Genomic DNA, 24531 nt, shown 5'->3' with positions numbered 1-24531 from the left:
AGAGACTGTAAGTCTTACAAAGAAACTTTTATATGAGCGGTACACAGTGGATCATTTTTATATTGGTCATCCAAGTCATCCATTTTTTGGGCACATGGAAACTTTATGTAAAAGCAGGGCGGAAAGCTTGGGAAGCCGCCATCCCCATCTATAATGGTATAATCTTGATGAAAATCATCAACCGTCCTTGGTGGTGGGTACTGCTACTGTTTATCCCCATTATCAACTTATTGATGTTCCCCGTGGTTTGGGTAGAGACCATTCGAAGTTTTGGAAAGAACAGCCTATTGGACACTTGGTTGGTAATATTGACCCTTGGCTTCTACATCTACTACATAAATTATGCAGAAGACGTTACCTATATTGAAGATCGCAGCCTAAAACCAAGAACCGGTCTGGGCGAATGGGTGAGTTCCATCGTCTTTGCCATTGTGGCCGCTACATTTGTCCACACTTATTTCTTTCAGCCATACGTAATACCTACGGGGTCCTTGGAGCGTACATTGCGGATAGGTGATTTTCTCTTTGTAAGCAAATTTCACTATGGTGCACGGATACCTATGACCACCTTGGCAGCGCCCATGGTACATGACACGCTGCCCATGCTTAGAAAACGGTCCTATTTGGCCGATGTGAATCCAGAAACCTACAAGACTTCCTGGATCAACAAATTACAGCTGCCCTACATGCGCATACCAGGGTTTGAGCGGGTAAAGAAGAACGACATTGTGGTCTTTAGCCTGCCTTCGGACACGCTCTATCAATTCTTTAGAGCTGAAAAAGCCGTAAAAAAGCCCATAGATAAAAAATCCAATTACGTAAAGCGATGTGTGGGCACACCTGGCGATTCCTTGGCCGTTATCGATGGATTTGTATACATCAATGGGGAAAAGCTACAATTGTCAGACCGGGCAAAGCCCATGTACAATTACAACATCTATGCTCAAAACGGGGTATCCAGTAAACTGTTGGAAGAAGTGGATGCTTCGGACTATTTTAGAACATACATCGCAGGGAATTTAAACCAAAACCAGTACAATGCACTTAACCCGTTTGTCTTGGGCGCCAACAGGAGTCAAGATGGCAAAATTGAATTGGTTACGGAAGAAAAAGGCATTCCAACTGAAGTCATACGACAGCTTAGATTATCATTGACAGAAGAAAAACCAAGGTCCAGAATTGCCAACCTTACCGATGAAATGGTTGCGCAGCTTCAGGAAAATCCTGCCATAGATTCGGTAGTAAAACTTGTTGAAGAAAAGGGTGTATACGGAGGCTCTTTCCCCCAAAAACCCAACCTGTACCCTTGGAACAGTGACAATTTTGGTCCCATCTACATCCCCAAAGAAGGAACAACGGTTGAAATCAATGCCAGAACCATTCCTTTGTACAAAAAAATCATCAGGGATTACGAACATAACGATGTAGAGGTTACCGGGCAGAAAGTACTTATCAATGGTCAAGAAGCCAACTCCTATACCTTTAAACAAGATTACTACTGGATGATGGGAGATAACCGGGACCACTCTGAGGATAGTAGGGCTTGGGGTTATGTTCCCGCAGATCATATTGTGGGCAAGCCTGTATTTTTATGGATGAGTTTTGACAATTTCAACGAGGGATTGTCTAATTGGAAGCCTCGTTGGGACCGTATCTTCACCACAGTTGGTGGAAGTGGGGAACCCATTTCCTATTTTAAATACTTTGTGGCCCTGATTGTAGGTTGGATTCTGTTCGACTTCATAAAAAAGCGAAGAAAGAAAAAGGCAGAATAAGACTTCCGCCAAAACCCTTACGTTCTTGAAAATAGTACTGCACCCATCCTATTTCCCCAGCATTGCAACCTTTTCGGTTATTGCACAGCACAATGTTATTTGGGAGGCTCATGACAATTTTCAAAAACAGACCTATAGAAACCGCTGTTATATCTGTACCGACCAAGGGAAACACATGCTCAACATCCCTATAAAACATGCGGGTGGAAAAGAAGGCAGGCAAAAATATGCCCATGTGGAAATGGACAACAGCTACCCGTGGAAAAAAATCCATTGGCGTACCTTGGAAACAGCATATAGAACCTCACCATTCTTTGAGTTTTATGAGGATGACATAAGACCATTGTTTGAAGGTCCACATACCTCATTGTACGATTACAATCTTAAAACCATTGAAACCATTGCAGAGTGTTTGGGAATTGGGATATCAGAGGAAAAAACAGCATTGTATGAACCGGAACTGTCGAACCAAATGGATGGCAGATTTTTAGTGGAAGCCAAAAAGGAAGTCAATCCAGAAATGGAACCCTATCCACAAGTCTTTGATGACAGACATGGGTTTGTATCCAATCTCAGTATATTGGATTTATTGTTCAACGAAGGCACCAACGCACTTTCCTATTTGGAAAATCAACCTTTGGATTTTTTACATGCTTAGGCATTTCGTACACTACGGCATACATTTTCTAATCCCGATTTTAATCGCCTTTTTTTTCTTTAAGGATCGTAAATTAAGGGTAGCAATCATCCTGTTATGCGGCATCGTGATTGATGTGGACCATTTCTGGGCAAATCCTTTATTCGACCCCAACCGATGTAGTATTGGTTTTCATCCCCTACACAGTTATTGGGCCATATTGGGATACGCCATTCTGCCTTTTTTTAAACCTACCCGAATAATGGGTCTAGCATTGCTCATCCATATTCTTGCAGACTTTATGGATTGTCTATTGATGTGATTTCAGGCGCAACGTGGCCATGACTGGATAGTGATCGGACAATTTTTCATCAAAATTTTTATGCGACACTATCTCTACTTTAGGTTCAGCAAAGATGTAATCTATCCGAAGAGGAAAACCCAATAGATTGTAGGTACGTCCAAAGCCATCGCCCTTTTCCAAAAAAGTGTCCTGCATATCTCCTTTCACAATCTTATAGACATTGGAAAATTGTGTATTGTTGAAATCCCCACACACAATATTGGTATATGGGCTTTTCTCTATATGCTCCGCAAAGAACTTAGCTTGTTCCAACTGTTTGGCAAAAGTACTTACCAGTCGCTTATAATTTTTTTCTGATTCCTCTCCATTTGAAAGGGTTTCTGCTTTGGGGACGATGCTGAAGGATTGCAGATGCAGGTTATAGACCCTAACTGTATCCTTGCCCAACAAAATGTCTGCATAAATAATATTATTGACCGTGTTTGGCAATTCCAGGGACCCATTCCCAATAATTGGGTATTTAGAAAAAATGGCCTGTATGGTTCTTGGCGATAATTGGGGCGTTTCACTACGGTAGGGATATTGACTCAATTGTTTATACCGTATTCTGCTGTGCTCTTGAATACAAACAATATCGGGGTCTTCCTTTTTAATGAACGAAATTATCTTGTTGCCAATATTAGGCTCTTTTATCCACTCATTCTTATTGAACCCCCATACGTTATAGCTCATGATTGTAAGGTCATTGGATTGGGCTTTCTTGGTTTCATCCCCCATCTTATAAAAAGGTCCGAAACCTAAATAGCCTATCACAAGGGCCAACAAAGACAGAAAAAGTTTTCGCTTCCTCTTGAAGACCCAATAGATCATGAACAAAAAATTAAGGATGAACAAGAAGGGAACAAACAGGCTCAAAGCCGAAAATATGGGTATTATTTGAAAATTGAGATATGAAGACAAACACGTGATAAGCAAGAAAAAGGCAACCAAAATGTTGATCGCAAAGGCTACCTTTTCAATGAGTGAAGCTGCTTTTTTCATACATCAATCCTCCTTGCCGGCTTTAAACAAAAAGTCTTTTTCCTCTTTGGACAAACTTTCATATCCAGATTTGCTGATCTTGTCCAAAATAGTGTCTATTTTCTTCTGTTTGGCGGCCTTGTCATAATCCATTGTTTTGTTTCCGGAAGCATTCTTTCGGTAAACGGTCTTCATGTTGGCCTTTTTCTCTTTTGGCTTAAAGAGCTGTGCAATGGCTTCTACGAATCTGGTAAATCCGTCTCCTATATCCTTGCCGTTCAACAGTTGCCTTGCATAGATATATCCCAAAAAAGCACCCCCCAAATGGGCCAATCTACCACCTACATTTCCACCATAGGGTATCTGTATCAAATCAACCAAAACAAAAAATACCCCAACGTACCAAAGTTTAACATTGAAGAAAATAATCCGAACCTCTTGATTGGGAATATAGGCACAGATGAAAATCAGCACCGCCGTAACCCCTGCCGAAGCTCCTATCAATGCTGTATTGGCGTCCAATAAAGTTGGAAAGATATTGTAGCTTAAGAGGAAAACAATCCCTCCTACGATAACTCCCAAAAAGTATACATTTAGGAATCGCTGCCCATCAAAAAGGTTCAAAAAAATCCTGCCGGTAAAATAGAGCATGAGCATATTCCAAAAAATATGTCCCAGTCCAGCATGAAAAAACGAATAGGTAACCAAGGACCACGGTTGACCAAAAAACGTCAAGAAATCCTTGGGCAAATGAAACCAATGGGAAACTGAATAGCCCAACAGCGCTGCGGAAAGTCCATCCAGAATAAAGATCAGCACATTGATGGCGATGAGCTTTTCCGCAATGTTCAACCGAGCAAATTGATATTGTAATCCGCCGTTTGCCATAGTTTAATCCCAACGATTATTGTTAAACTGGTTCTTTTTCCAATACCACATCATAATGAACCCAATCAATGCTCCCCCAATGTGCGCAAAATGTGCCACTCCGGTATTTACATTGCTGATACCAAAAATTAAATCCCCTGCAATCAATAAGGGCACAAAATATTTGGCTTTTATAGGTACTGGTAGAAAAATCAGCATCAATTTGGCTTCGGAATACATAAAGGCAAAAGCCACCAAAACCCCATAAATGGCCCCAGAAGCTCCCACAGCAGGGACATTATATGCTGATAAAAAACTATCGATAGTGCTTTTTGAAGCTAGGTTGTACCAATCAGGACTATATTGCCCCCCCGATATGATTTCCATGATCTGTGTTCTGGCCAAACCCGCACTTTCCAAAGCATTCAATCCTTCGCTGAAAAAGTAATAATTGACTCCTGTATGCAATGCCGCCGACCCCAAACCAGCCGAAAAATAAAAGAACAGGAACTTATTGCGTCCCCATATCCGTTCCAGCGGCGTTCCAAACGCCCACAGCGCATACATATTGAACACAATATGCATCAGGCTACCATGCATGAACATATGGGTACCCACTTGCCACCATTCAAAATTGCTGTTCTTAGGAAACCAAAGTGACATCCATTGGTACATTTGGTCCCCGTATAATTGCGTGGCAAAAAACATGATCACATTAATGATCAATAAATGTTTTACCGCATCGGTCATTCTACCCATCTAACTGAATTTTTTATCGATATCCCCTTCGGAGATAATGGTGTATGTCAATTTTTGAAACGGACTCAAGGTTGGTTCCTTACAGGCAAACAAATTGTTCACCAAGGCCAGCTGCGATTCTTGGTCCAAGATCTCCCCTGTCCGTACGGCCAAGTTTTTGGAAAGTGCTTGGGCCAATACTTCGGCCTGGGAAATGGAACCAGTATCAAATCCTTCCATATAATCCGCAATCAAGCGATCCAATACCGTGCCAATTCCACTTTCTGGAACCACTAGGGGCACTCCTGTCACTTTTACAGTCTCTTCCTCCAAACTTTCAAAAGCAAAACCTATGTTTGTCAGGCTATCCTTGATTTCCTGTAATATTCCCAATTCCTGTGTATTGAAGGAAAGCTCCAACGGGAACAAAAGCTGCTGGCTCACCCCTTCCTTTACAGTTATTTCCCCTAGAAATTTTTCAAAGAGAATCCGTTCATGTGCTCTATTCTGATGAATGACCAACATCCCGGATTTCACCGTGCTCACCACATATTTTCGCCGTAGCTGAAAAGTCGTGGCCAAATGCTCTCCCACCTCATCATCGGTATACATGGTTCCCTGTACATCACTATCCGATTCAATGGCCAGACTGCTAAAGTTATCTGTATCCAAATCCTCATCTAGACCTTCATACAAATCTTCCCAACCTTTTGCGCTTACTTTTTGAAAAGATCCTCCGCTCCTTCGCTCCGTGGCTTCCTGAAAAGGGTTAAAAGTCGCATCAACGGTTACTTTGGGTAAAACGGCCCCTTTTTCCTTGTACGCATAAGGGGTATCCAAGTTGGGGTCATGGTCAAAATCCAGTATTGGTGCCACGTTAAACTGCCCCAGGCTATGCTTTACCGTTGAACGGAGAATGGCATAAAGCGTATTCTCGTCATCAAACTTCACTTCTGTTTTAGTGGGATGGATATTGATATCAATCGAAGACGGGTCAACTTCCAAATAAATAAAATAGCCTGGATATGTATCTGGCTTTATCAGTCCCTCAAAAGCTGCAGAAACAGCATGATGCAAATAGGGGCTTTTGATAAACCGGTCATTGGCAAAGAAAAACTGTTCCCCCCTACTCTTCTTGGCAAACTCTGGCTTACAGATAAATCCTGAAATTTTCACCACCTCGGTCTCTTCGTTCACAGGAACCAAACGGTCTTCCATGCGACTTCCAAAAATATGGGATATACGCTGACGTGGTTTCCCTTTGGGAAGATTAAAAATCTCCGAGCCATTGTTATAAAAATGGAACTCGATATTGGGATGCACCAGGGCAACCCTATGAAACTCGTCCGTAATATGCCGAAGCTCTACCTGATTGGATTTTAAGAAATTGCGACGAGCCGGAATATTAAAGAAAAGGTTTTTTACTGATATGGAAGTGCCTTTGGGCGTGGCCACAACCTCTTGGGAAACAATTTTGCTACCCTCAATCTTTATATGCACACCCACCTCATTGGTGTGGGTTCGAGTCTGCATATCTACATGGGCAATAGCCGCTATGGAAGCCAGGGCTTCACCACGGAACCCTTTGGTGCGTAGGTTGAACAAATCCTGTGCCGACGAAATCTTGGAAGTGGCATGACGTTCAAAGGACAATCTAGCATCCGTCTCACTCATACCGCTACCATCATCCACTACTTGAATAAGTGCCTTACCCCCATCCTTCACAATCAGTTTTATGATTGTTGCCCCTGCATCAATGGCATTCTCCAGCAATTCCTTGACCACCGAGGCCGGACGTTGGACCACCTCCCCTGCTGCAATCTGGTTGGCAACATGGTCCGGTAAGAGTTTAATGATGTCCGTCATTAGGGATTCAGGAATATGGATAAATCAAAGTCGATTACAAAAAGGAACAGCAGCACCAAAATGGCCACAATAACAAGAAAACGAAGTTTCATGTTCTTATCACCTTCCATTTTTAGGTCTTCCTTGGCCGAACTGATTTTGTTCAGGAGCCCTCTCTGCGTATGCGCGGTACTTCGAAATTTATCTAGTTTGTGTTCTATTTTATACGGATTGCCCTCGCCCTTGTAGTAGCGCGGCGAGTAGTTGAATGATTTATTTTTCTTCAGTTTTAAAGGGTTTCGCATGGCATTCATATCCGTCTAACCCCAAAGGTACTTAAAATAGAAAAAAAGGTTTGAGGGAAGCTCCCAAAAAATGTTAACAGGGCTGGATTGCCCCGATTACAAGATTTATGGATTTTTTGAACTTGAAACTTGAACTTGATATTACTTCCCCAACACCGCCATCTGTATGGCAGCAATAGCAGCTTCTGTTCCTTTGTTCCCATGCTTGCCCCCACTACGGTCTTGGGCCTGTTGCAATGTATTGTCGGTGAGTACACAGAAAATCACGGGAACATCATATGCTATGTTCAAATCCTTGATACCCTGTGCTGTGGCACTGCAAACAAAATCAAAATGACTGGTTTCACCACGAATGACACTACCAATGGCAATGACAGCATCCACTTTTTGGTCCGTAATCATTTTTTTACAGCCATAGGTCAGCTCAAAACTACCGGGAACGTTCCACCGAACGACATTTTCAGGCAAAGCTCCGCAATCCACCAAAGCTTCATGGGCGCCATTATAGAGCGCCTCAGTTATTTCATGGTTCCATTCAGAAACAACAATCCCAAACCGAAGTTGCTTCGCATTTGGGATTTTACTCTTATCGTAGAGAGATAGATTTTTGTTCTCAGTGGCCATAATTTAGTTTTTGGCCATTCCAATCAGTGCATCAATACCAGAGCCTTCTTGGGAGTTTGGATAATCTTCCTTGATACGCTCAAAATATCCGACAGCTTTATCTTTCTGTCCTAATTTCAAGGCCATTACTCCAGCCTTGTATAAAAATCTTGGGGTTGTAAACTCATTGTCACTATGTGCAACGGCTTTTTCGTAATAGTCCAAAGCATCCTCGGATTGGTTCAATTGCGAAAATGCATCCCCAATACCTCCTTTGGCCATAGCTCCCAAAACAGCATCATCAGAAGAAAAATTCTCTAGATGGGCAATGGCTTCCTCGTATTTTTGAAGGTTCAAATAGGTCATCCCCGCAGAATATTTAGCCAAATTAGCGGCTTTGGTCCCACTATATTCTTCAATGATATCCAAGAATCCGTATTTCCCCTCAGCGCCATTCAATGCCATGGCGAACAAGGAATCTTTCGCTGTCTCACTGGCAAGTGCCTGATCAAAATATTGTTGTGGATAAAAAAGTTCGTTGGCTGCAGTAGCTTCTTTCGGCTTTTGAATGAATTGGTGGTAGCCTAAAAATGCCAATACGCCCACAGCAATGGCACCAATCACTCCCAAAATGTAGTTTTGGTTCTTCTGTACCCAGGCCTCGGTCTTGGAAGCACTTTCATCTAGGGTATTAAAAACCTCTGCTGTTGTGCTGTCCTGTTCTTCAACTTGGGCTTCCTCTGCTTTGTTTTTGGGTTTAAAGCCTCTTCTCTTGTATGTTGCCATGCGTCATTTTATTGGTCGGGCAAAAATAAAGTTTTTATCCAAAATCAAAAGGCAATTTATTCGTTATTTTTGGAATCTTTAACCAGTCCTCAAAATCGCAAAACCCTTTTGGCCCCTAAAAGTTTTATGTTTTTAAGACATTTATCCTTAGTGAATTACAAAAACTTCGATTCCAAAACCTTGGAATTCGACCCTGTAATCAATTGTCTTGTGGGCGATAACGGAGTGGGAAAAACCAATATTCTGGACGCCATTTACCACCTTTGCTTTGGAAAAAGCTATTTTAATCCGGTGGCCACCCAGAACATTAAACACGATACGGATTTTTTTGTAGTGGACGGGGAATTTGAAAAGGAAGGTCGGACCGAAAAAATTATCTGCAGCTTTAAAAAAGGGTCCAAAAAAATCATCAAACGCAACGGAAAGGCCTATGAGAAGTTTTCGGAACACATTGGCTTTTTGCCCTTGGTAATCATATCGCCTTCGGACCGAGACCTTATTCTTGAGGGCAGTGAAACCCGAAGGAAATTCATGGACGGGGTGATTTCACAATCGGATAAGGCCTATCTACAGACCCTTATCAAATACAACAAGGTATTGGTGCAGCGGAATTCTTTGCTGAAATATTTTGTGGCCAACCACACCTTTGACCCCAACACTTTGGCCATCTACAATGAACAATTGCACAATTTAGGGACGGAGATTCATAAAAAACGGGTTGATTTCATTGACTCTCTTATCCCAATATTCCAAAAACAATACGCCCATATTTCTGAAAAAGACGAACAGATCACACTTTCCTACGAAAGTCAACTTTCCGAAGGAAACCTCTTGAATCTATTGGAAAGGAGTATTGATAAGGACCGAGCCCTACAATATACCAGCGTGGGCATCCATAAAGACGACTTGAATTTTATGATTGGCGGACATCCCATCAAGAAATTTGGCAGTCAAGGTCAGCAAAAATCTTTTTTGATCGCCTTAAAATTGGCCCAGTTCCATTTTATCAAGGAGCAGGCCAGCACCACTCCCATTCTGCTGTTGGATGATATTTTTGATAAGCTGGACGAAAACCGGGTTTCCCATATCGTGGGTCTTGTAAAGGATGATAATTTTGGACAGATTTTTATCAGTGACACCCATGCGGAACGAACAGAAAATGTAGTCAAGACCATTCATCAGAGCTATAAAATCTTTACCTTGTAGTATGTCTCGGATTCTTTTTTTTCTCTCAATTTTGATGGCCTGGGGATGCAAGGAAGCCTCCATTCCCAAAGAAAATCTACAGTATCTGAACGGGTATTGGGAGATTTCCGAAGTGGGGTTTCCAGACGGTTCCAAAAAAACATACAAGGTCAACCCCACCATAGATTTCATCCAACTGGAAAATGGCAAAGGTTTTCGTAAAAAAATGCAGCCTCGTTTTGATGGCACCTACAAAACCTCTCATGATGTGGAACAATTAACCGTAACCCAAGTGGACGCCTTCTTTATCTTAAGTTATTCCAGTGAATTTAGCGATTGGGAAGAAACATTGGTGCAGATAGATTCCACCAACTTTTCCGTAATGAACGCAGAAGGTGTCACCTACTCCTACAAACGCTTTGAACCCATTAAAATTCCAAAATAATGGCCAAGAGACACAATTCCCATCTGCCCCTTAGCGAAGCGTTGAACGAGTTCATCAAGGAAAATAAGCTCCAAAAGGGTATGGACAAGGTAGATGCCCGCGAAGCTTGGAACAGATTAATGGGCAACGGGGTAAACAATTATACCACCTTGGTGGAACTCAAAAACGAGACCCTCTTTGTATCCCTATCCTCTTCGGTACTCCGTGAAGAACTGAGTCTTGGAAAAAGCAAGATCATTGCTATGATCAATGAAGAACTAGGGAAGGAACTGGTAAAAAAGTTGGTGTTGCGGTAAAATGCCCCACCTAATTTCCATCATCCGTCAATTCATACAAGGCATCCATCAATTCATTACATAGAGTTACATCATAAAACTGGACATTGGCACGGTAAAACAATAAACCCAGTAGCATGAAATTGAAAAATCTATTTTACGCAAGTCTTCTCGCACTTGCCATAATATCGTGCAGTAAAGACGATGGTCCCGATATAAGTAACAACAACACTCCAGTAATTACGGACCCAAAAACATTCAATGTCCCTGAAAACATTGACGATGTTTACGTCATAGGAACCATTAAGGCCACCGATGCCGATGAAGAGGATACCTTGGAGTTCAGTATTTCTGCCAACAGCGATGCCTTGTTCGAAATTACCAAAACAGGTTCCTTGAGCTTAGCCAACGGAAAATCGCTTGATTTTGCCACTAAATCCCAACACATAATTAGTGTCAGTGTCAGTGACGGTGAGGATAGCGCCAAAGCAAACATAACTATCAATGTAACCGAGGTTGATGAAAACAATGGTACACCAAGTTTTAATGAAGCTTCCTATGTGTATCAGGTCGATGAAAACATAGGCAGTGGTGTAGTCTTTGGCACGTTGACCGCTAATGATCCAGAATCGGACCCACTAGAATTCTTGATAACAGAAAACGACAATGAACTTTTCGCCATTACCCCACAAGGTTCTCTAAGTGTTGCTGAGGGTAAAAATTTGGATTTTGAAACTTCTGAACAACATATCATCACGGTAGGAGTAACAGACGGCAATACAACCACCACTATCCAAGTGACGATCAATGTAACCGATGATGGTAAACTGGCCGATGACCCCCGTTCTTTTGTGACTACTTGGTCCGTAGTAAATGGTGGTCTGGACATAGAAATTGGGTTGAATCAAGCATACAACGATTACGATTTTGAGATTGATTGGGGGGATGGGCATACCGAAGTGGTAATTTCCAATGCCGACCTGACACATTCCTATGAGGCACCCGGAGACTATACCGTTGCCATAATGGGTGCTTTCCTTGCCATCAAAATGTCAAATTCGTCAACCAAACACCGATTGGTGGGCATAGAGCAATGGGGAACCACCGTATGGCAGTCCATGGAAAAGGCATTCTTTGACTGTATTAGCCTAAAAAATTATAATGTCACGGATACCCCTAACCTAAGTCAAGTCACTATATATGATGATGCTTTTGCAGGTGCTACCAACTTTAATGGCAACCTAAATAATTGGGACGTAAGCAAAGCCATCTCCATGGCTGGGATGTTTAGCAATGCAAATTCCTTCAATAGCGACCTTGACAATTGGAATGTTGGCAATGTATCGGATATGAGCTATATGTTCAGTGGCGCCTCGGCGTTTAACGGCAATATTAGCTCGTGGAATGTGGAAAAAGTAACTACCATGGCCCGTATGTTTGACGGCGCAAGCAGTTTTAACGGTGCCATTGGTGGGTGGACGACCACGGAACTTGCCAGCATAGAAAGCATGTTCAGTGATGCTATTGTTTTTAATCAAGATTTAAACTGGGACACCAGCAAAGTCACCAATATGGAACGCACTTTCATCGGTGCAATTGCCTTTAACGGGAATATAGGCTCTTGGGATACCGGTCTTGTTGAAACCATGGAGGCAATGTTCGACACTGCTACTTCTTTCAACCAAGATATCGGTAATTGGAACACCGAAAGTGTCATCAACATGAATGCCATGTTTTCCAATGCCACTTCTTTTAATCAGGACTTGAATACCAGTTTAGATTTAAGTGCATGGAACGTTGAGAATGTAACTGACATGGAGAACATGTTTAACAATGCGATAGCTTTCAATGGCAATATTTCCGATTGGAATACAGGTAAAGTAACCACCATGCGAGCCATGTTCCAAGGAGCGGATAATGGAAGTGCATTTAATGGAGATATTACAGGATGGGATACAAGCCAGGTGACCACAATGATGAGCATGTTCAATGACGCCACCTTATTTAATAGAGATTTAGGAGACTGGAACATTGAAAATGTAACCTCGATGGCCTTTATGTTGAGTAATTCTGGACTTTCCACGTTTGCCTATGATGGCACCTTGATAGGATGGTCTGCTCAAAATATACAAGCTCCAAGTTTGACCGCGACAGGATTACAATACTGTGATGTGCCAGAAGTGAATGCAGCCAGACAAACCTTAAATGATAAGGGAATGAACATTAGCGGCGATAATGCAGTGCCTTGTTTTTAATTTAGAAGTGTTGTGAAGCCACAAAAAAACCACCGGATTCCGGTGGTTTTTTTATTATATTAGAGAACGTTTGGGTTAAAACACCTCTCGTCCCGAAAAGTGAAAACCCCCTTCAATAGCGGCATTTTCATCACTATCAGAACCGTGTACGGCATTTTCCCCAATACTGGTTGCATACAACTTTCGGATAGTACCTTCCGCAGCTTCAGCTGGATTGGTAGCACCAATCAATGCACGGAAATCATCCACCGCATTATCCTTTTCCAAGATAGCAGCAACAATGGGGCCTCTGGTCATAAATTCCACCAACTCTCCAAAAAATGGACGCTCCTTGTGGATAGCGTAGAACTCTTGGGCATCCCTTCGGCTCAATTGGGTGTATTTCATGGCTACAATCTTAAATCCAGCAGCCGTTATTTTTTCCAAAATTGCACCTATGTGGCCATTTTCAACCGCATCTGGCTTAATCATGGTAAATGTTCTATTTCCAGTCATTTTTTAAAATTTTGCGCAAACTTACGGTTTTTAAACCAACGAGCAAGGCTTAATAGGTTTGTTTTAGTTCCTGAAGCACAGTGCCATCTTCCCCCATTATCTTAAAATGTACTTCTTTGCTTTTAAGGTTTAGCATAAGGATGCCATAGCTGGTACGGGAAACCACATCACCCACCCTATATGGATTAGACTCTCCTGTAAAGCTGGAATAAGAGTGTGTTAACCCGCTACTCGTAAAATCTACCAAGGGATATTTCAAATTAGGAACGGATTTCCGGGAAAATTCAGAAATATGTCGGTCACCTGACAATATTATTACGCCTTTAGCTTTTGATTCAGCAATGAGTTTTTCAAGCTTTTCTACCTCCTTCGGAAAATTGCCCCAAGTCTCAAATCCATGTTCCCTTGATAAAAACTGGATACTGGAAACAATCAAATTAAAATCAGCATCAGATTGATGAAGCTCATGTCGCAGCCATTGCCATTGTTCGGCACCCAAAACCGTTGCTTCATCTACCAAATTGGGCTTATATCTCTTTTCCGAAACGGTATCCTTCACCAAGGCACTTCGGAAATAGCGGGTATCCAGCACCAGAACTTTCACTTTGCCCTTTGCTGTTTCGTAGTTGTGAACAGCATACACACCCTTCCTACTCCTTCTAGGGCTATTCTTGGGCACACCCATAAAATCCAGAAACACTTGTTGGCTTTCACTCTTCGCCATAAACTCCTCCCCACCATCGTTCACTCCGAAATCGTGATCATCCCATGTACCAATAACAGGGACCTTTGACTTCAGTTGGGCATAACCCTGTACACTGTCTTGCATGGCATATATAGCCCTGAGTCTCTCCATATTGTCCGTATCGGCATAAACAATGTCACCACCCCAAATCCAAACATTGGGGTTTTCGTTCAGAATATCATCCCAAAATGGGTTGGGCTCCTGGGGTATGTTACAAGAACCAAAAGCGACCACAAATATGGCATCCGCTTTATTGGGGTTTCTTTTGCAGCCAAAAAAGAAAATGGTAGCACTAAATATGAGAAGGGTATACTTCATGTAATCAATTTGATTTTGAACAAAAATAGAGCTTATCCAGTTACCTCTATATTATATTATTGTATCTTTGGCCGCATGAATTTAGAGGACATCTCAGCGGTTAAGTCTATTCTTTCGCAGCCCCAAAAAATTGTTATCATCCCCCACAAAAACCCCGATGGAGATGCCATGGGAGCATGCTTGGGCTTATGGGGATTTTTAAAATCCATAGGGCAGACCGTCCATGTAATTGCACCCAACGATTATCCTAAATTCTTAAAGTGGATGCCAGGAAACGAATCTGTTGTAAATTTTGAATGGGACAATGGAGAGGCCCAAAAATTATTGGATGAAGCCTCGGTTATTTTTACACTGGATTTCAACGATTTTTCCCGCACGGGACAAATGGAATCCGTGCTAAAAGAGAAGCAAGCCGATTTCATTATGATCGACCATCACCAACAACCCAGTGATTATGCCAAGGTAACCTATTCCGATGTGAATATGAGTTCCACTTGTGAAATGGTATATAATTTCATTGATCTTTTAGGGGAAACCGATCGTATTACGGCCGCTATCGCCACCAACCTGTACACCGGAATAATGACAGACACCGGATCGTTCAAATACCGATCTACCTCTAGCAAAACCCATAGGGTAGTAGCGGACCTTATTGATCGGGGTGCGGACAATATGGAAATCCATAGACAGGTTTTTGATACCAATTCGCCTTCCCGCTTACATTTGCTGGGAGTGGCTTTGAGCAATATGGTCATCCTACCCGAATACAAAACGGCATATATCACCCTTAGCCAAGAGGAACTGGATGCCAATGATTTTAAAAAGGGAGACACCGAAGGCTTTGTGAATTACGGGCTTACTTTGGAAGGGATTATTTTTGCGTTGATTTTTATTGAAAACAAGGATGAAGGGATTATTAAAATATCCTTGAGGTCCATTGGCGAGTTTTCCGTAAATGAGTTTGCCCGAAAACATTTTAGCGGCGGAGGACACGACAATGCCGCTGGAGGGAAAAGCGAGCTTTCAATGGAAGAAACCTTGAAGCGATTCAATGAAATCCTAACAACCTATAAAAGCCAATTAAATCCATGAGGATAATAGTGATTCTTTTGTTGGTATTCTTCGCTGCCTGTGGAAACCCTGAGCCCCGGCGACCCGTGGAAGTAAGGTCGGGCAGTTTTTTTAAGGAGTCCGTAGAACGGAACAGAACCTTGCTCGCCGAAGAAGAGAAAGTCATCCAAGACATCATATCAAAAGACACGCTGCACACCTATATGGCAAGTCCCAATGGTTTTTGGTACTACTTTGAGACTAAAAATGATACCGCCAAATATCACCCAAAGACCAATGACCAAATATTGTTTTCCTATAACTTGATGACATTGGGCAATGACACCATCTATACTGCCAAAGATATTGGCCCAACCTCATACGTAGTGGACAAAGAGCAATTGTTCCCCGGGCTTCAAAATGCGGTAAAGCTCCTTAAGATCAGCGAAAAAGCAACCTTTGTTTTTCCATCATTACAAGCCTATGGTTACCAAGGAGACAATAACTCCATTGCACCAAGAACTCCTTTAAAATCGTCAGTAGAGTTACATACAATCATTATTCACAAAGACAGTCTAAATTAAATTACACCTAACATGAAACACACCCTAGCTTTAATCGCTTTGTTTTCCATGGTTTTCCTAGGATGCAAATCCAGCAAATATGCAGATTTGGGAGATGGTATCTTTGCCGATATACAGACCACCCAAGGCGATATCATCATTAAATTGGAATACCAAAAAACCCCGGTGACCGTGGCCAATTTTGTATCCTTGGCCGAAGGCAACAGCCCATTTGTTGCAGATAGCCTGAAAGATAAAAAGTATTATGACGGTATTTCATTTCACAGAGTCATTAAAGATTTCATGATTCAAGGAGGTGATCCAACTGGAACAGGAGGAGGAAATCCTGGGTATAAGTTCAAAGATGAGTTCAATGATTCTTTATCCCATTCCAAAAAAGGAATACTTTCCATGGCCAATTCCGGTCCAAAAACCAATGGAAGCCAATTTTTCATCACCCACAAGGCCACACCTTGGCTCAATGGCAAGCACACCGTTTTTGGGGAAGTGGTAAGTGGTATGGAGGTGGTAGACTCCATAGCCAACGTGGAAACCGACCCTAGGGACAGACCCACAGTTCCCGTAGTGATGAACAAGGTCGAGATAGTTCGCAATGGCAAAGAGGCCAAAAACTTTGACGCCAATAAGATCATGGGTGACTATTTCGAAGAGGAAAAGGTCGCAGAGGCTGCTTTTCAGAAGATGAAAGAAGAACTTATCGCAGAATTTGCACAGCAAAGAGAAGCCGCTGAAGAAACCCCAACCGGTCTACGGATCTACACCGTAACCGAAGGAGAGGGCGAGCAACCCAAGGAAGGACAACAAGTCTTGGTGAGCTACGCAGGGTACCTGCTCAATGGCGACCTGTTTGACACCAACATGCAAGAGGTAGCAGAAAAATTCAACCAATTGAACCCAGCAAGAAGAGATCAGGGTGGTTATGCCCCAGTTCCTATGGAATACAGCCCCCAAGCTAGGTTATTCCCAGGTTTCAGGGAGGGTCTTCTTACCATAAAAGTCGGTGATAAAATCCGTATTTTCCTTCCACCTCACCTAGGATTGGGAGCGCAAGGTCGTGGCCCCATTCCTCCAAATTCCGATTTGGTCTTTGATGTGGAGATAACCGGAATCCAACAATAACCCTTATATTCAAGACACAAAAAAGCCGTACTTTTCCGTGCGGCTTTTTTTATGTTCAAATGTTGAAAAAAGAAAAGGTAAAAACTTACATCCTCATTGCGCTTCCTATCCAAGTTGTATTGGTAAAATGGATGGCAGCATACCCCAACTTTGTTGAGACGTATTACAGCAATGGACTCTATCTGCCTATTTCCAGATTTTTGAGGATTCTTTTGGGATGGATTCCTTTTTCCGTGGGAGATTTACTCTATCTGACCCTTGGCATATTGGCCATCCGCTATCTATATAAACACAGGAAAACCATAAAATCCAAACCGCTACATTTTCTCAAGAATATTGGTGTGGTACTTTCCATCTCCTATTTTGCTTTTCATTTGCTTTGGGGAATGAATTACTACCGACAGCCCATCACATGGAAATTGGGCATAGAACGGGAGTACACCCTTGAAGAGCTGACCCAATTGACCCAATACTTTGCCAAGAAAGCGAATGCATATCAGCATCAAATTACCGGTGACAGTATTGACCCAGTTCAGATTCCCTATTCTAAAAAGGAGATATTCAAAAAAACTGAGGAAGGATATATCAAACTAAAAAAAGACTATCCAGACTTGGCATACAAGAGTCCCAGCCTCAAAATTTCTATTTTTAGCATCCCACTTACTTACATGGGCTATGGTGGGTATTTGAACCCTTTTAGCAACGAAGCTCAAGTCAATGGCATTACCCCTTTATTTCGTATGCCCACCGTAAGCGGACACGAAGTGGGACATCAACTTGGTTATTCGGCCGAGGATGCCACCAATTTTATCGGGTATTTGGTCACTGTTCAAAACAATGACCCCTATTTTAAATATGCTGCATACCACAATGCCTTGGGGTATTGCCTCTCCGACCTTTCCAGAAAAGATGAGCACACTTCAAAGCAAATCATTGCAGCACTCCATCCAGGGGTAAAAAAGAATTTCCAAGAGCTCAGGGATTTCTGGGACCACTATCAAAATCCGTTGGAACCGGTTTTTAAATCCATTTTCAACACCTTTTTAAAAATGAACAATCAAGAAGAAGGTATTAAAAGCTATAATTCGGTGGTTGGACTAATGATCAATTTCCACCTAAAAAAAGAGACTTCTTCCTAGGGTTGTGCAATACCTCTACTTCAATTACCTTTAAAGCGACTAATTCAATTGATTGTAATATGAAAATGAAACTCGTGGCACTTGCCTTTTTCCTTGGCGGTGCTTTTTTAATGGCACAGGACTATTTTCCAAAAAATGACGGTGTCAAAACAAAAAACAACAACTACACGGCATTCACCAATGCCAAAATCTATGTGACTCCGACACAAATTATCCAAAACGGTACGCTCCTTATACAAGATGGAAAGGTTGTACAAGTAGGAAAGTCGGTAAGCATTCCCAAAAATGCCATTGTTGAAGATCTTCAAGGAAATTATATCTATCCTTCCTTTATCGATGCATTCTCAGACTATGGAGTTGCAAAACCGAAAAAAGCAGATGGCGGCGGTAGGTCGGCACAATACGACCCCAGTAGGGAAGGATTTTACTGGAACGATCATATTATGCCCGAGAACAATGCCATCAGTGGTTTTTCCTATGATAGTAAAAAGGCCGAAGAACTACGTAAGGCAGGGTTTGGCGTCGTCAATTCACATATTCAGGATGGAATAGCACGCGGAACCGGTGTTTTGGTGGCCTTGAATGATAAAGCTTCAGAGTCCCAAAGAATCCTTTCCGATAAATCTGCCCAATATTTTTCATTTGATAAAAGCATCACTTCAAGACAGTCTTACCCTACATCCATCATGGGAGCCACGGCCTTGATGCGCCAGCTATATTATGATTTGGATTGGTACAACAAAGGCAATGTAGAAACTACCGACCGCTCCTTGGAAGCCTTGGAAGGGAATAAGGGTCTCAGCCAAATCTTTGCAGCCGGAGGGAATGGTAACATCCTTCGAGCCGATAAAATCGGGGATTTGTTTGGAATCCAGTATACTATTTTAGCAGGAGGCGACGAATATGAGCGCGTAGCGGATGTTAAGGCCACCAATGCACGATTGATCGTTCCTCTAAATTTTCCGGATGCCTATGATGTTTCCAACCCTTACGAAGCCCAATATGTGGCCTTGAAAGATATGCGTCATTGGAATTTAGCACCCTCCAACCCAAAGGTTTTGGAGGACAATGGGATTCAATTTTCATTTACCTTACATGAGTTAAAATCTCCATCGGACCTTTCATCCAAATTAATGAAAGCCATTACCTATGGCCTTTCCAAAACCAAAGCTTTGGAAGCTTTGACTACGGTGCCAGCGTCAATTTTGGGAAAATCGTCCGACATAGGCTCCCTACAACCCGGTAGCCAGGCCAATTTTTTAATCGCTTCGGGAGACATTTTTGAAAAGGAAACCACCCTCTACGAAAACTGGGTACAAGGTGTCAAAAATGTTATCCAATCCAAGGATCAAAAAGATATTCGCGGAGAATATACCGTGTCCATAAATGGACAGAATTATACCGCCTCCATTACCGGGGAAGCAAACAAACCCAAAGTAGAGCTTAAAAAAGGAACCGAAAAAGTGGATGCTAAATTGGAATACTCCACCGATTGGCTTAATCTTTCTTTTTCCGAAAATGGCACGGAGTCCTATCGTTTTGCAGGAAAAGTTTCATCAGATTCCCAAAATATCGGCGGGAAGATTGTATTGCCCAACGGTACTGAAACTACAGTAACCCTTACCCAATCTGGGCCATTCAAGGAAACGTCAAAATCGTCTTCCACGCAAAAACCCCAACTTATGGCGGTTACCTACCCCAATGTGAGCTACGGATACAAAACAAAACCCCAACAGGAAAACATTCTCTTTAAAAATGCCACTGTTTGGACTGGCAACGCCATTTTGGAAAATACCGATGTCCTTATAAAGAATGGCAAGATTGACAAGGTTGGCAAAGACCTACGCGCAGGAGGTGCAAAAACTGTGGATGCCACCGGAAAACATCTAACTTCCGGGATTATAGATGAACACACACATATTGCAGCTTTGTCCATTAACGAAGCTGGTCATAATTCTTCTGCCGAAGTTCGGATGAAGGATGCCATAGACCCAAAGGATTTGGACATATACAGAAACTTGGCCGGTGGGGTAACCACCGTTCAATTACTGCACGGTTCTGCCAACCCCATTGGAGGGCGTTCTGCCATTCTTCGCTTAAAATGGGGCGAAAATGCGGATGGATTGGTTTTCCCAGACTCTCCCAAGTTTATAAAATTTGCCTTGGGTGAAAATGTAAAACAGTCCAACTGGAACAGCTATTCCCGTTTTCCACAAACCAGAATGGGTGTGGAACAAGTTTACACCGATTACTTCCAACGCGCCAAGGAATACGATGCCAAGAAGAAAAGTGGGCAGCCCGTACGTTATGACGAAGAAATGGAAGTACTTTCCGAAATTTTGAACAGCGAACGCTTTATCAGTTGTCATTCTTATGTACAGAGTGAAATCAATATGATGATGAAGGTTGCGGAAAAATTTGGTTTTAGAATGAACACCTTCACCCATATTTTGGAGGGCTACAAATTGGCCGATAAAATGGCAGAGCATGGTGTGGGAGGTTCAACCTTTAGTGATTGGTGGGCCTATAAATTTGAAGTAAACGATGCTATTCCCTACAATGCCGCCATCATGGCCAGTCAAGGAGTTACCGTAGCCATCAACAGTGATGATGCAGAAATGTCCAGAAGACTGAATCAAGAAGCTGGAAAGACCGTAAAATACGGAGGAATGTCAGAAATTGAAGCATGGAAGACCGTTACGCTGAACCCCGCCAAACTTTTGCATTTGGATGATAGGGTTGGAAGTATTGAGGAAGGTAAGGACGCCGATTTGGTGCTTTGGAATGCCCACCCGCTTTCCATCTATGCAAAAGCGGAAAAAACTTTGATAGAAGGCACTGTTTATTTTGATATTGAAAAAGACCAAGCTATTCGTGAATCTGTACAACAGGAAAGAAACCAACTCATCAACATGATGTTGAATGAAAAAGAAAATGGGGGGAAAACACAGACCCCAGTACAGAACAAGAAAGAACGATTTGAATGTGAAACCCTATAAAAACGAATCATGAAGAAACTATTTTTAATCATAGCAATAGGTTTTGGGGTTATCACAAACGCCCAGCAAACACCAGCCCCGGCACAAACGGAACAAATTGCCATTTTTGGTGCAACTGCCCATATTGGCAATGGGGAAGTGATAGAGAACTGCACCATCATTTTTAATGATGGAAAAATCGCAGCCATTGGATCCGATCTTATGGCACCGACCATTGGCACCATGATCAATGCCCAAGGAAAACATGTGTATCCTGGCTTTATAGCCCCATCAAAATCTTTGGGACTTGTGGAAGTGGATGCAGTACGCGCCAGTAACGATCAAGATGAAATTGGCGAAATGATTCCAAACGTACGCAGTATAATTGCCTACAATGCAGAGTCAAAGGTTGTAGAAAGTATGCGGCCCAATGGGGTTCTTTTGGGGCAAATTACCCCTAGGGGAGGTCGGATTTCCGGAACTTCCACCATTGTACAGTTTGATGCGTGGAACTGGGAGGACGCAGCAGTAAAATTAGATGATGGTATTCACCTCAATTGGCCCTCTCTGTTCAGAAAAGGTAGCTCATGGTTAGGAGAGCCCAATGCCTTTTTACCCAATAAAAATTACCAAGAACAGGTAGATGAAGTTCAAACTTTCATCCAAAATGCAAAAGCGTATGGAGGTGGAAATGCTCAAGAAACCCATCTACCTTTTGCCGCGATGAAGGGAATCTTTGATGGTTCCCAACGTTTGTATATCCACGCCAATGGAGAAAAGGAAATCATGGATGCCATTACCATAGCAAAAAAGATAGGTGTAACACATATTGTATTGGTAGGGGGATACCGGGCGCACAAAGTGGCCGATTTCCTAAAAGAGCATAATGTATCTGTATTGGTGAGTCAGCCTCATGCCTTGCCCCAATTTGATGATGATGATTACGATTTCCCGTACAAGTTACCAAAGTTATTGGTGGATGCTGGACTATTGGTAGGCTTGCAAAATGAGTCAATGTCCAACTTCCAGACCAGAAACCTACCCTTCTATGCAGGACAAGTGGCTGGTCAAGGCTTGGATAAAGAGAAAGCGTTACAATTATTAACGGGTAACACCGCCAAAATATTGGGAATCGATGCCCACTACGGCACCTTGGAAGTAGGTAAGAGTGCTACCTTGTTCATTTCTGAAGGAGACGCTCTGGATATGCGCACCAACCAACTTATCAAAGCTTTTATAGATGGCAGGGATATTTCTCTGGAAACCCATCAGACTGAACTTTGGAAACGGTATATGGGCAAATACGAAAACCAAGGAAAATAAAAAAAAGCGGCGTTCAATAGAACGCCGCTTCCATTTTAACAAAATTAATCAGTAACCAGCAATCAATTCTTTTTAGCCTCCACCGAAATAGCTCCTTCAGGTTTGGCATAAAATTCTTTGGGCTTGGGAGTGGTACCCACAGCAACATCCTCGAATGTCACTGTGCTTTTGGGATCAAGAATGTCCCTTCCCTCATAATTGTACCATGTAATGGATTTGGGCAAGACCAATTCATTTACGGTCTGCCAATCATTATAACGAATCCATTTTACGTTATCCGATTTTTCACCTGTACGATAGGTAACCGTATAGCCCAACCAAGCCATTTGATGGGTATCTGGATCGGTGTGGATAAAATATTCATCCTTGGATGAAACCCCCACTCCAGACTCATAGGCAATCTTTACGCCGGGAAATTCTTTCCCTTCAAACCTCAACACATCAGCTTCACCATACACAATTCCATCATCCGCCAGTACAAAAGGCATGGCATAGAAGTAGAACATCAGATTATGGTAAAATGCGGCATCCCCTTTGTAGGTAGATTCAGGATCTAACAACCATATTTCCTCCCCATCAAAACCCATGGAAACTTCTTTGGCATCTACTCGGTCCTTTCTTGACCAAAGATCGACCGTATGGGTCTCTGGGTTGTCGGGATTAGGGATAATATATGACAGGGTTCGTTGTTGCTTCCACTGTTCCAATCCGCCATGGGCATCAAAAACCTGCATCAAGACATCGGGGTAGTGGGAATGTGGTTCGACCGACTTTTCAGGAACAGAATTTTGGACAGCTTTTTGTTTGACATTGGGCTTGCACGACCCTAGAATCAGTACTAGGGCTAGGATGGTTATTTTTTTCATGGTAAATAAATTTCACGATTGGTCGAAAACCCCTTTCATTAATTACAGGAATCTCTATTTTTGGAATGTGATGAAAGCCAAATTGATCAGCAGTATCCAAAATCCTTTGGTTAAAAAAACACTGCTCCTTAAAGAAAAAGCCAGGGAACGGAAGAAAACGGGCCGTTTTGTTGTAGAAGGCATACGTGAGATGAAACTGGCCCAAAAAGGAGGCTATGTCTTGGAAACCGTTTTTTTTTGCACTGAAGTCCTTTCAGATACTGATATCGATGTGTTTTTGGAGAATCCCCATACCGAATTGATCCAAATCTCCCAACAGGTTTATGAAAAAATGGCCTACCGGGAAACCACGGAAGGAATTTTGGCCATTGCCCAAAGCAAGTCCCACTCTTTGGACGGGATTCAATTCAAAAACAAAACTCCATTGATCCTTGTGGCCGAAGCCCCCGAAAAACCAGGCAATGTGGGAGCCTTGTTACGAACCGCGGACGCGGCTGCCCTGGATGCCGTTCTTATTGCCAACCCCAAATCCGATCTATACAACCCAAACATTATCCGTTCCAGTGTAGGATGCGTTTTCACCAACACGATTGGAATGGGCACAACCGAAGAAATCATCGCTTTTCTCAAAGAGAAAAACATCACTATATATTGTGCTGCACTATCAGCCTCCAAAAATTATGTGGAATGCAATTTTAAACAAGCCTCTGCCATTGTAGTGGGCACCGAGGCTACAGGGTTGACCCAGACATGGCTACAGCATTCCCATCAAAATATAATTATTCCCATGCAAGGGGAAATCGATTCCATGAATGTCTCCGTATCGGCTGCAATACTTATATTTGAAGCCAAGCGGCAACGTGGATTTTAAGCT

Annotated in this window: 24 protein-coding genes; 14 read left to right on the top strand and 10 right to left on the bottom strand. The window is 42.4% G+C overall.

Annotated features, from left to right (window positions below; genetic code table 11):
- The first annotated feature begins 32 nt into the window (after nucleotides 1-32).
- Genes lepB through EZV76_RS07245 form a run of 3 tightly spaced genes read left to right on the top strand, consistent with a single transcriptional unit; the run spans nucleotide 33 to nucleotide 2734 of the window.
- On the top strand, nucleotides 33-1775 hold the full coding sequence (gene lepB, locus EZV76_RS07255; RefSeq protein ID WP_136565928.1) for a signal peptidase I: 1743 nt from the start codon (nucleotides 33-35) through the stop codon (nucleotides 1773-1775).
- Nucleotides 1776-1800: 25 nt separating this feature from the next.
- On the top strand, nucleotides 1801-2433 hold the full coding sequence (locus tag EZV76_RS07250; protein WP_136565927.1) for a WbqC family protein: 633 nt from the start codon (nucleotides 1801-1803) through the stop codon (nucleotides 2431-2433).
- Nucleotides 2426-2734: a DUF6122 family protein gene (locus EZV76_RS07245; RefSeq protein ID WP_136565926.1), complete on the top strand. Its 309-nt coding sequence runs from the start codon at nucleotides 2426-2428 to the stop codon at nucleotides 2732-2734. Before EZV76_RS07250 ends, EZV76_RS07245 begins: the two co-directional genes overlap by 8 nt.
- Here the strand turns inward: EZV76_RS07245 and EZV76_RS07240 are convergent.
- From EZV76_RS07240 to EZV76_RS07210, 7 genes are all read right to left on the bottom strand, one after another.
- Nucleotides 2723-3757, bottom strand: a complete 1035-nt coding sequence (locus EZV76_RS07240) for an endonuclease/exonuclease/phosphatase family protein (RefSeq protein ID WP_136565925.1) — start codon at nucleotides 3755-3757, stop codon at nucleotides 2723-2725. The two genes, EZV76_RS07245 and EZV76_RS07240, sit on opposite strands and share 12 nt — an antisense overlap.
- Nucleotides 3758-3760: 3 nt before the next feature.
- On the bottom strand, nucleotides 3761-4624 hold the full coding sequence (locus tag EZV76_RS07235) for a rhomboid family intramembrane serine protease (RefSeq protein ID WP_136565924.1): 864 nt from the start codon (nucleotides 4622-4624) through the stop codon (nucleotides 3761-3763).
- Between the two features lie 3 nt (nucleotides 4625-4627).
- Entirely contained in the window at nucleotides 4628-5362 is a 735-nt protein-coding gene (locus tag EZV76_RS07230) for a rhomboid family intramembrane serine protease (protein ID WP_136565923.1), read from the bottom strand.
- Nucleotides 5363-7207, bottom strand: a complete 1845-nt coding sequence (gene mutL, locus EZV76_RS07225; RefSeq protein ID WP_136565922.1) for a DNA mismatch repair endonuclease MutL — start codon at nucleotides 7205-7207, stop codon at nucleotides 5363-5365. It abuts the gene before it with no gap.
- A complete protein-coding gene (locus EZV76_RS07220; protein ID WP_136565921.1) occupies nucleotides 7207-7491 on the bottom strand; it encodes a riboflavin synthase subunit beta in 285 nt (94 codons plus the stop codon). Before EZV76_RS07220 ends, mutL begins: the two co-directional genes overlap by 1 nt.
- Nucleotides 7492-7632: 141 nt before the next feature.
- The gene (ribH, locus tag EZV76_RS07215) at nucleotides 7633-8115 is read right to left on the bottom strand and encodes a 6,7-dimethyl-8-ribityllumazine synthase (RefSeq protein ID WP_136565920.1); all 483 of its coding nucleotides are present in this window, start codon (nucleotides 8113-8115) and stop codon (nucleotides 7633-7635) included.
- A gap of 3 nt (nucleotides 8116-8118) precedes the next feature.
- Nucleotides 8119-8880 carry a tetratricopeptide repeat protein gene (locus EZV76_RS07210; protein WP_136565919.1) on the bottom strand — a complete coding sequence of 254 codons (762 nt, stop codon included), beginning with the start codon at nucleotides 8878-8880 and terminating at the stop codon, nucleotides 8119-8121.
- A 126-nt stretch (nucleotides 8881-9006) separates the two neighbouring features.
- Between EZV76_RS07210 and recF the strand changes: the two genes are divergently transcribed.
- The 4 genes from recF (at nucleotide 9007) to EZV76_RS07190 (ending at nucleotide 13040) form a co-directional block, all read left to right on the top strand.
- A complete protein-coding gene (recF, locus tag EZV76_RS07205) occupies nucleotides 9007-10086 on the top strand; it encodes a DNA replication/repair protein RecF (protein WP_136565918.1) in 1080 nt (359 codons plus the stop codon).
- A 1-nt stretch (nucleotide 10087) separates the two neighbouring features.
- Nucleotides 10088-10510 (top strand): hypothetical protein, encoded by a 423-nt coding sequence (locus tag EZV76_RS07200; RefSeq protein ID WP_136565917.1) that lies wholly within the window; start codon nucleotides 10088-10090, stop codon nucleotides 10508-10510.
- On the top strand, nucleotides 10510-10806 hold the full coding sequence (locus EZV76_RS07195) for a DciA family protein (RefSeq protein ID WP_136565916.1): 297 nt from the start codon (nucleotides 10510-10512) through the stop codon (nucleotides 10804-10806). The genes EZV76_RS07200 and EZV76_RS07195 overlap by 1 nt, the downstream gene beginning before the upstream one ends.
- 116 nt (nucleotides 10807-10922) lie before the next feature.
- Nucleotides 10923-13040: a BspA family leucine-rich repeat surface protein gene (locus tag EZV76_RS07190; protein WP_136565915.1), complete on the top strand. Its 2118-nt coding sequence runs from the start codon at nucleotides 10923-10925 to the stop codon at nucleotides 13038-13040.
- Between the two features lie 75 nt (nucleotides 13041-13115).
- Here the strand turns inward: EZV76_RS07190 and EZV76_RS07185 are convergent, their stop codons facing one another.
- Entirely contained in the window at nucleotides 13116-13535 is a 420-nt protein-coding gene (locus tag EZV76_RS07185; RefSeq protein ID WP_136565914.1) for a nucleoside-diphosphate kinase, read from the bottom strand.
- A 49-nt stretch (nucleotides 13536-13584) separates the two neighbouring features.
- On the bottom strand, nucleotides 13585-14598 hold the full coding sequence (locus EZV76_RS07180) for an alkaline phosphatase D family protein (RefSeq protein WP_136565913.1): 1014 nt from the start codon (nucleotides 14596-14598) through the stop codon (nucleotides 13585-13587).
- 75 nt (nucleotides 14599-14673) lie between these two features.
- On the opposite strand from EZV76_RS07180, the gene EZV76_RS07175 reads away from it, so the two are divergent.
- The 6 genes from EZV76_RS07175 to EZV76_RS07150 are packed head-to-tail and all read left to right on the top strand — an operon-like array spanning nucleotide 14674 to nucleotide 22791.
- Entirely contained in the window at nucleotides 14674-15690 is a 1017-nt protein-coding gene (locus tag EZV76_RS07175; protein WP_136565912.1) for a DHH family phosphoesterase, read from the top strand.
- Nucleotides 15687-16232, top strand: coding sequence for a gliding motility-associated peptidyl-prolyl isomerase GldI (gene gldI, locus EZV76_RS07170; protein ID WP_136565911.1), 546 nt, complete (start codon nucleotides 15687-15689; stop codon nucleotides 16230-16232). Before EZV76_RS07175 ends, gldI begins: the two co-directional genes overlap by 4 nt.
- Nucleotides 16233-16244: 12 nt before the next feature.
- On the top strand, nucleotides 16245-17351 hold the full coding sequence (locus EZV76_RS07165; RefSeq protein WP_136565910.1) for a peptidylprolyl isomerase: 1107 nt from the start codon (nucleotides 16245-16247) through the stop codon (nucleotides 17349-17351).
- Nucleotides 17352-17410: 59 nt separating this feature from the next.
- Complete coding sequence (locus EZV76_RS07160) at nucleotides 17411-18490, top strand: DUF3810 domain-containing protein (protein WP_236640876.1); 1080 nt, start codon at nucleotides 17411-17413, stop codon at nucleotides 18488-18490.
- 59 nt (nucleotides 18491-18549) lie between these two features.
- Complete coding sequence (locus tag EZV76_RS07155) at nucleotides 18550-21489, top strand: amidohydrolase family protein (protein ID WP_136565909.1); 2940 nt, start codon at nucleotides 18550-18552, stop codon at nucleotides 21487-21489.
- A gap of 9 nt (nucleotides 21490-21498) precedes the next feature.
- Nucleotides 21499-22791 carry an amidohydrolase family protein gene (locus tag EZV76_RS07150; RefSeq protein ID WP_136565908.1) on the top strand — a complete coding sequence of 431 codons (1293 nt, stop codon included), beginning with the start codon at nucleotides 21499-21501 and terminating at the stop codon, nucleotides 22789-22791.
- A gap of 62 nt (nucleotides 22792-22853) precedes the next feature.
- Here the strand turns inward: EZV76_RS07150 and EZV76_RS07145 are convergent, their stop codons facing one another.
- Nucleotides 22854-23657 (bottom strand): DUF6503 family protein, encoded by an 804-nt coding sequence (locus EZV76_RS07145; RefSeq protein WP_136565907.1) that lies wholly within the window; start codon nucleotides 23655-23657, stop codon nucleotides 22854-22856.
- 70 nt (nucleotides 23658-23727) lie between these two features.
- Between EZV76_RS07145 and EZV76_RS07140 the strand changes: the two genes are divergently transcribed.
- Nucleotides 23728-24528, top strand: a complete 801-nt coding sequence (locus EZV76_RS07140) for a TrmH family RNA methyltransferase (protein WP_136565906.1) — start codon at nucleotides 23728-23730, stop codon at nucleotides 24526-24528.
- Nucleotides 24529-24531: the final 3 nt, after the last annotated feature.

This window comes from Flagellimonas alvinocaridis, from assembly GCF_004916895.1.
Lineage (GTDB): Bacteria > Bacteroidota > Bacteroidia > Flavobacteriales > Flavobacteriaceae > Flagellimonas > Flagellimonas alvinocaridis.
This window is presented reverse-complemented; position numbering and strand designations above follow the sequence as displayed.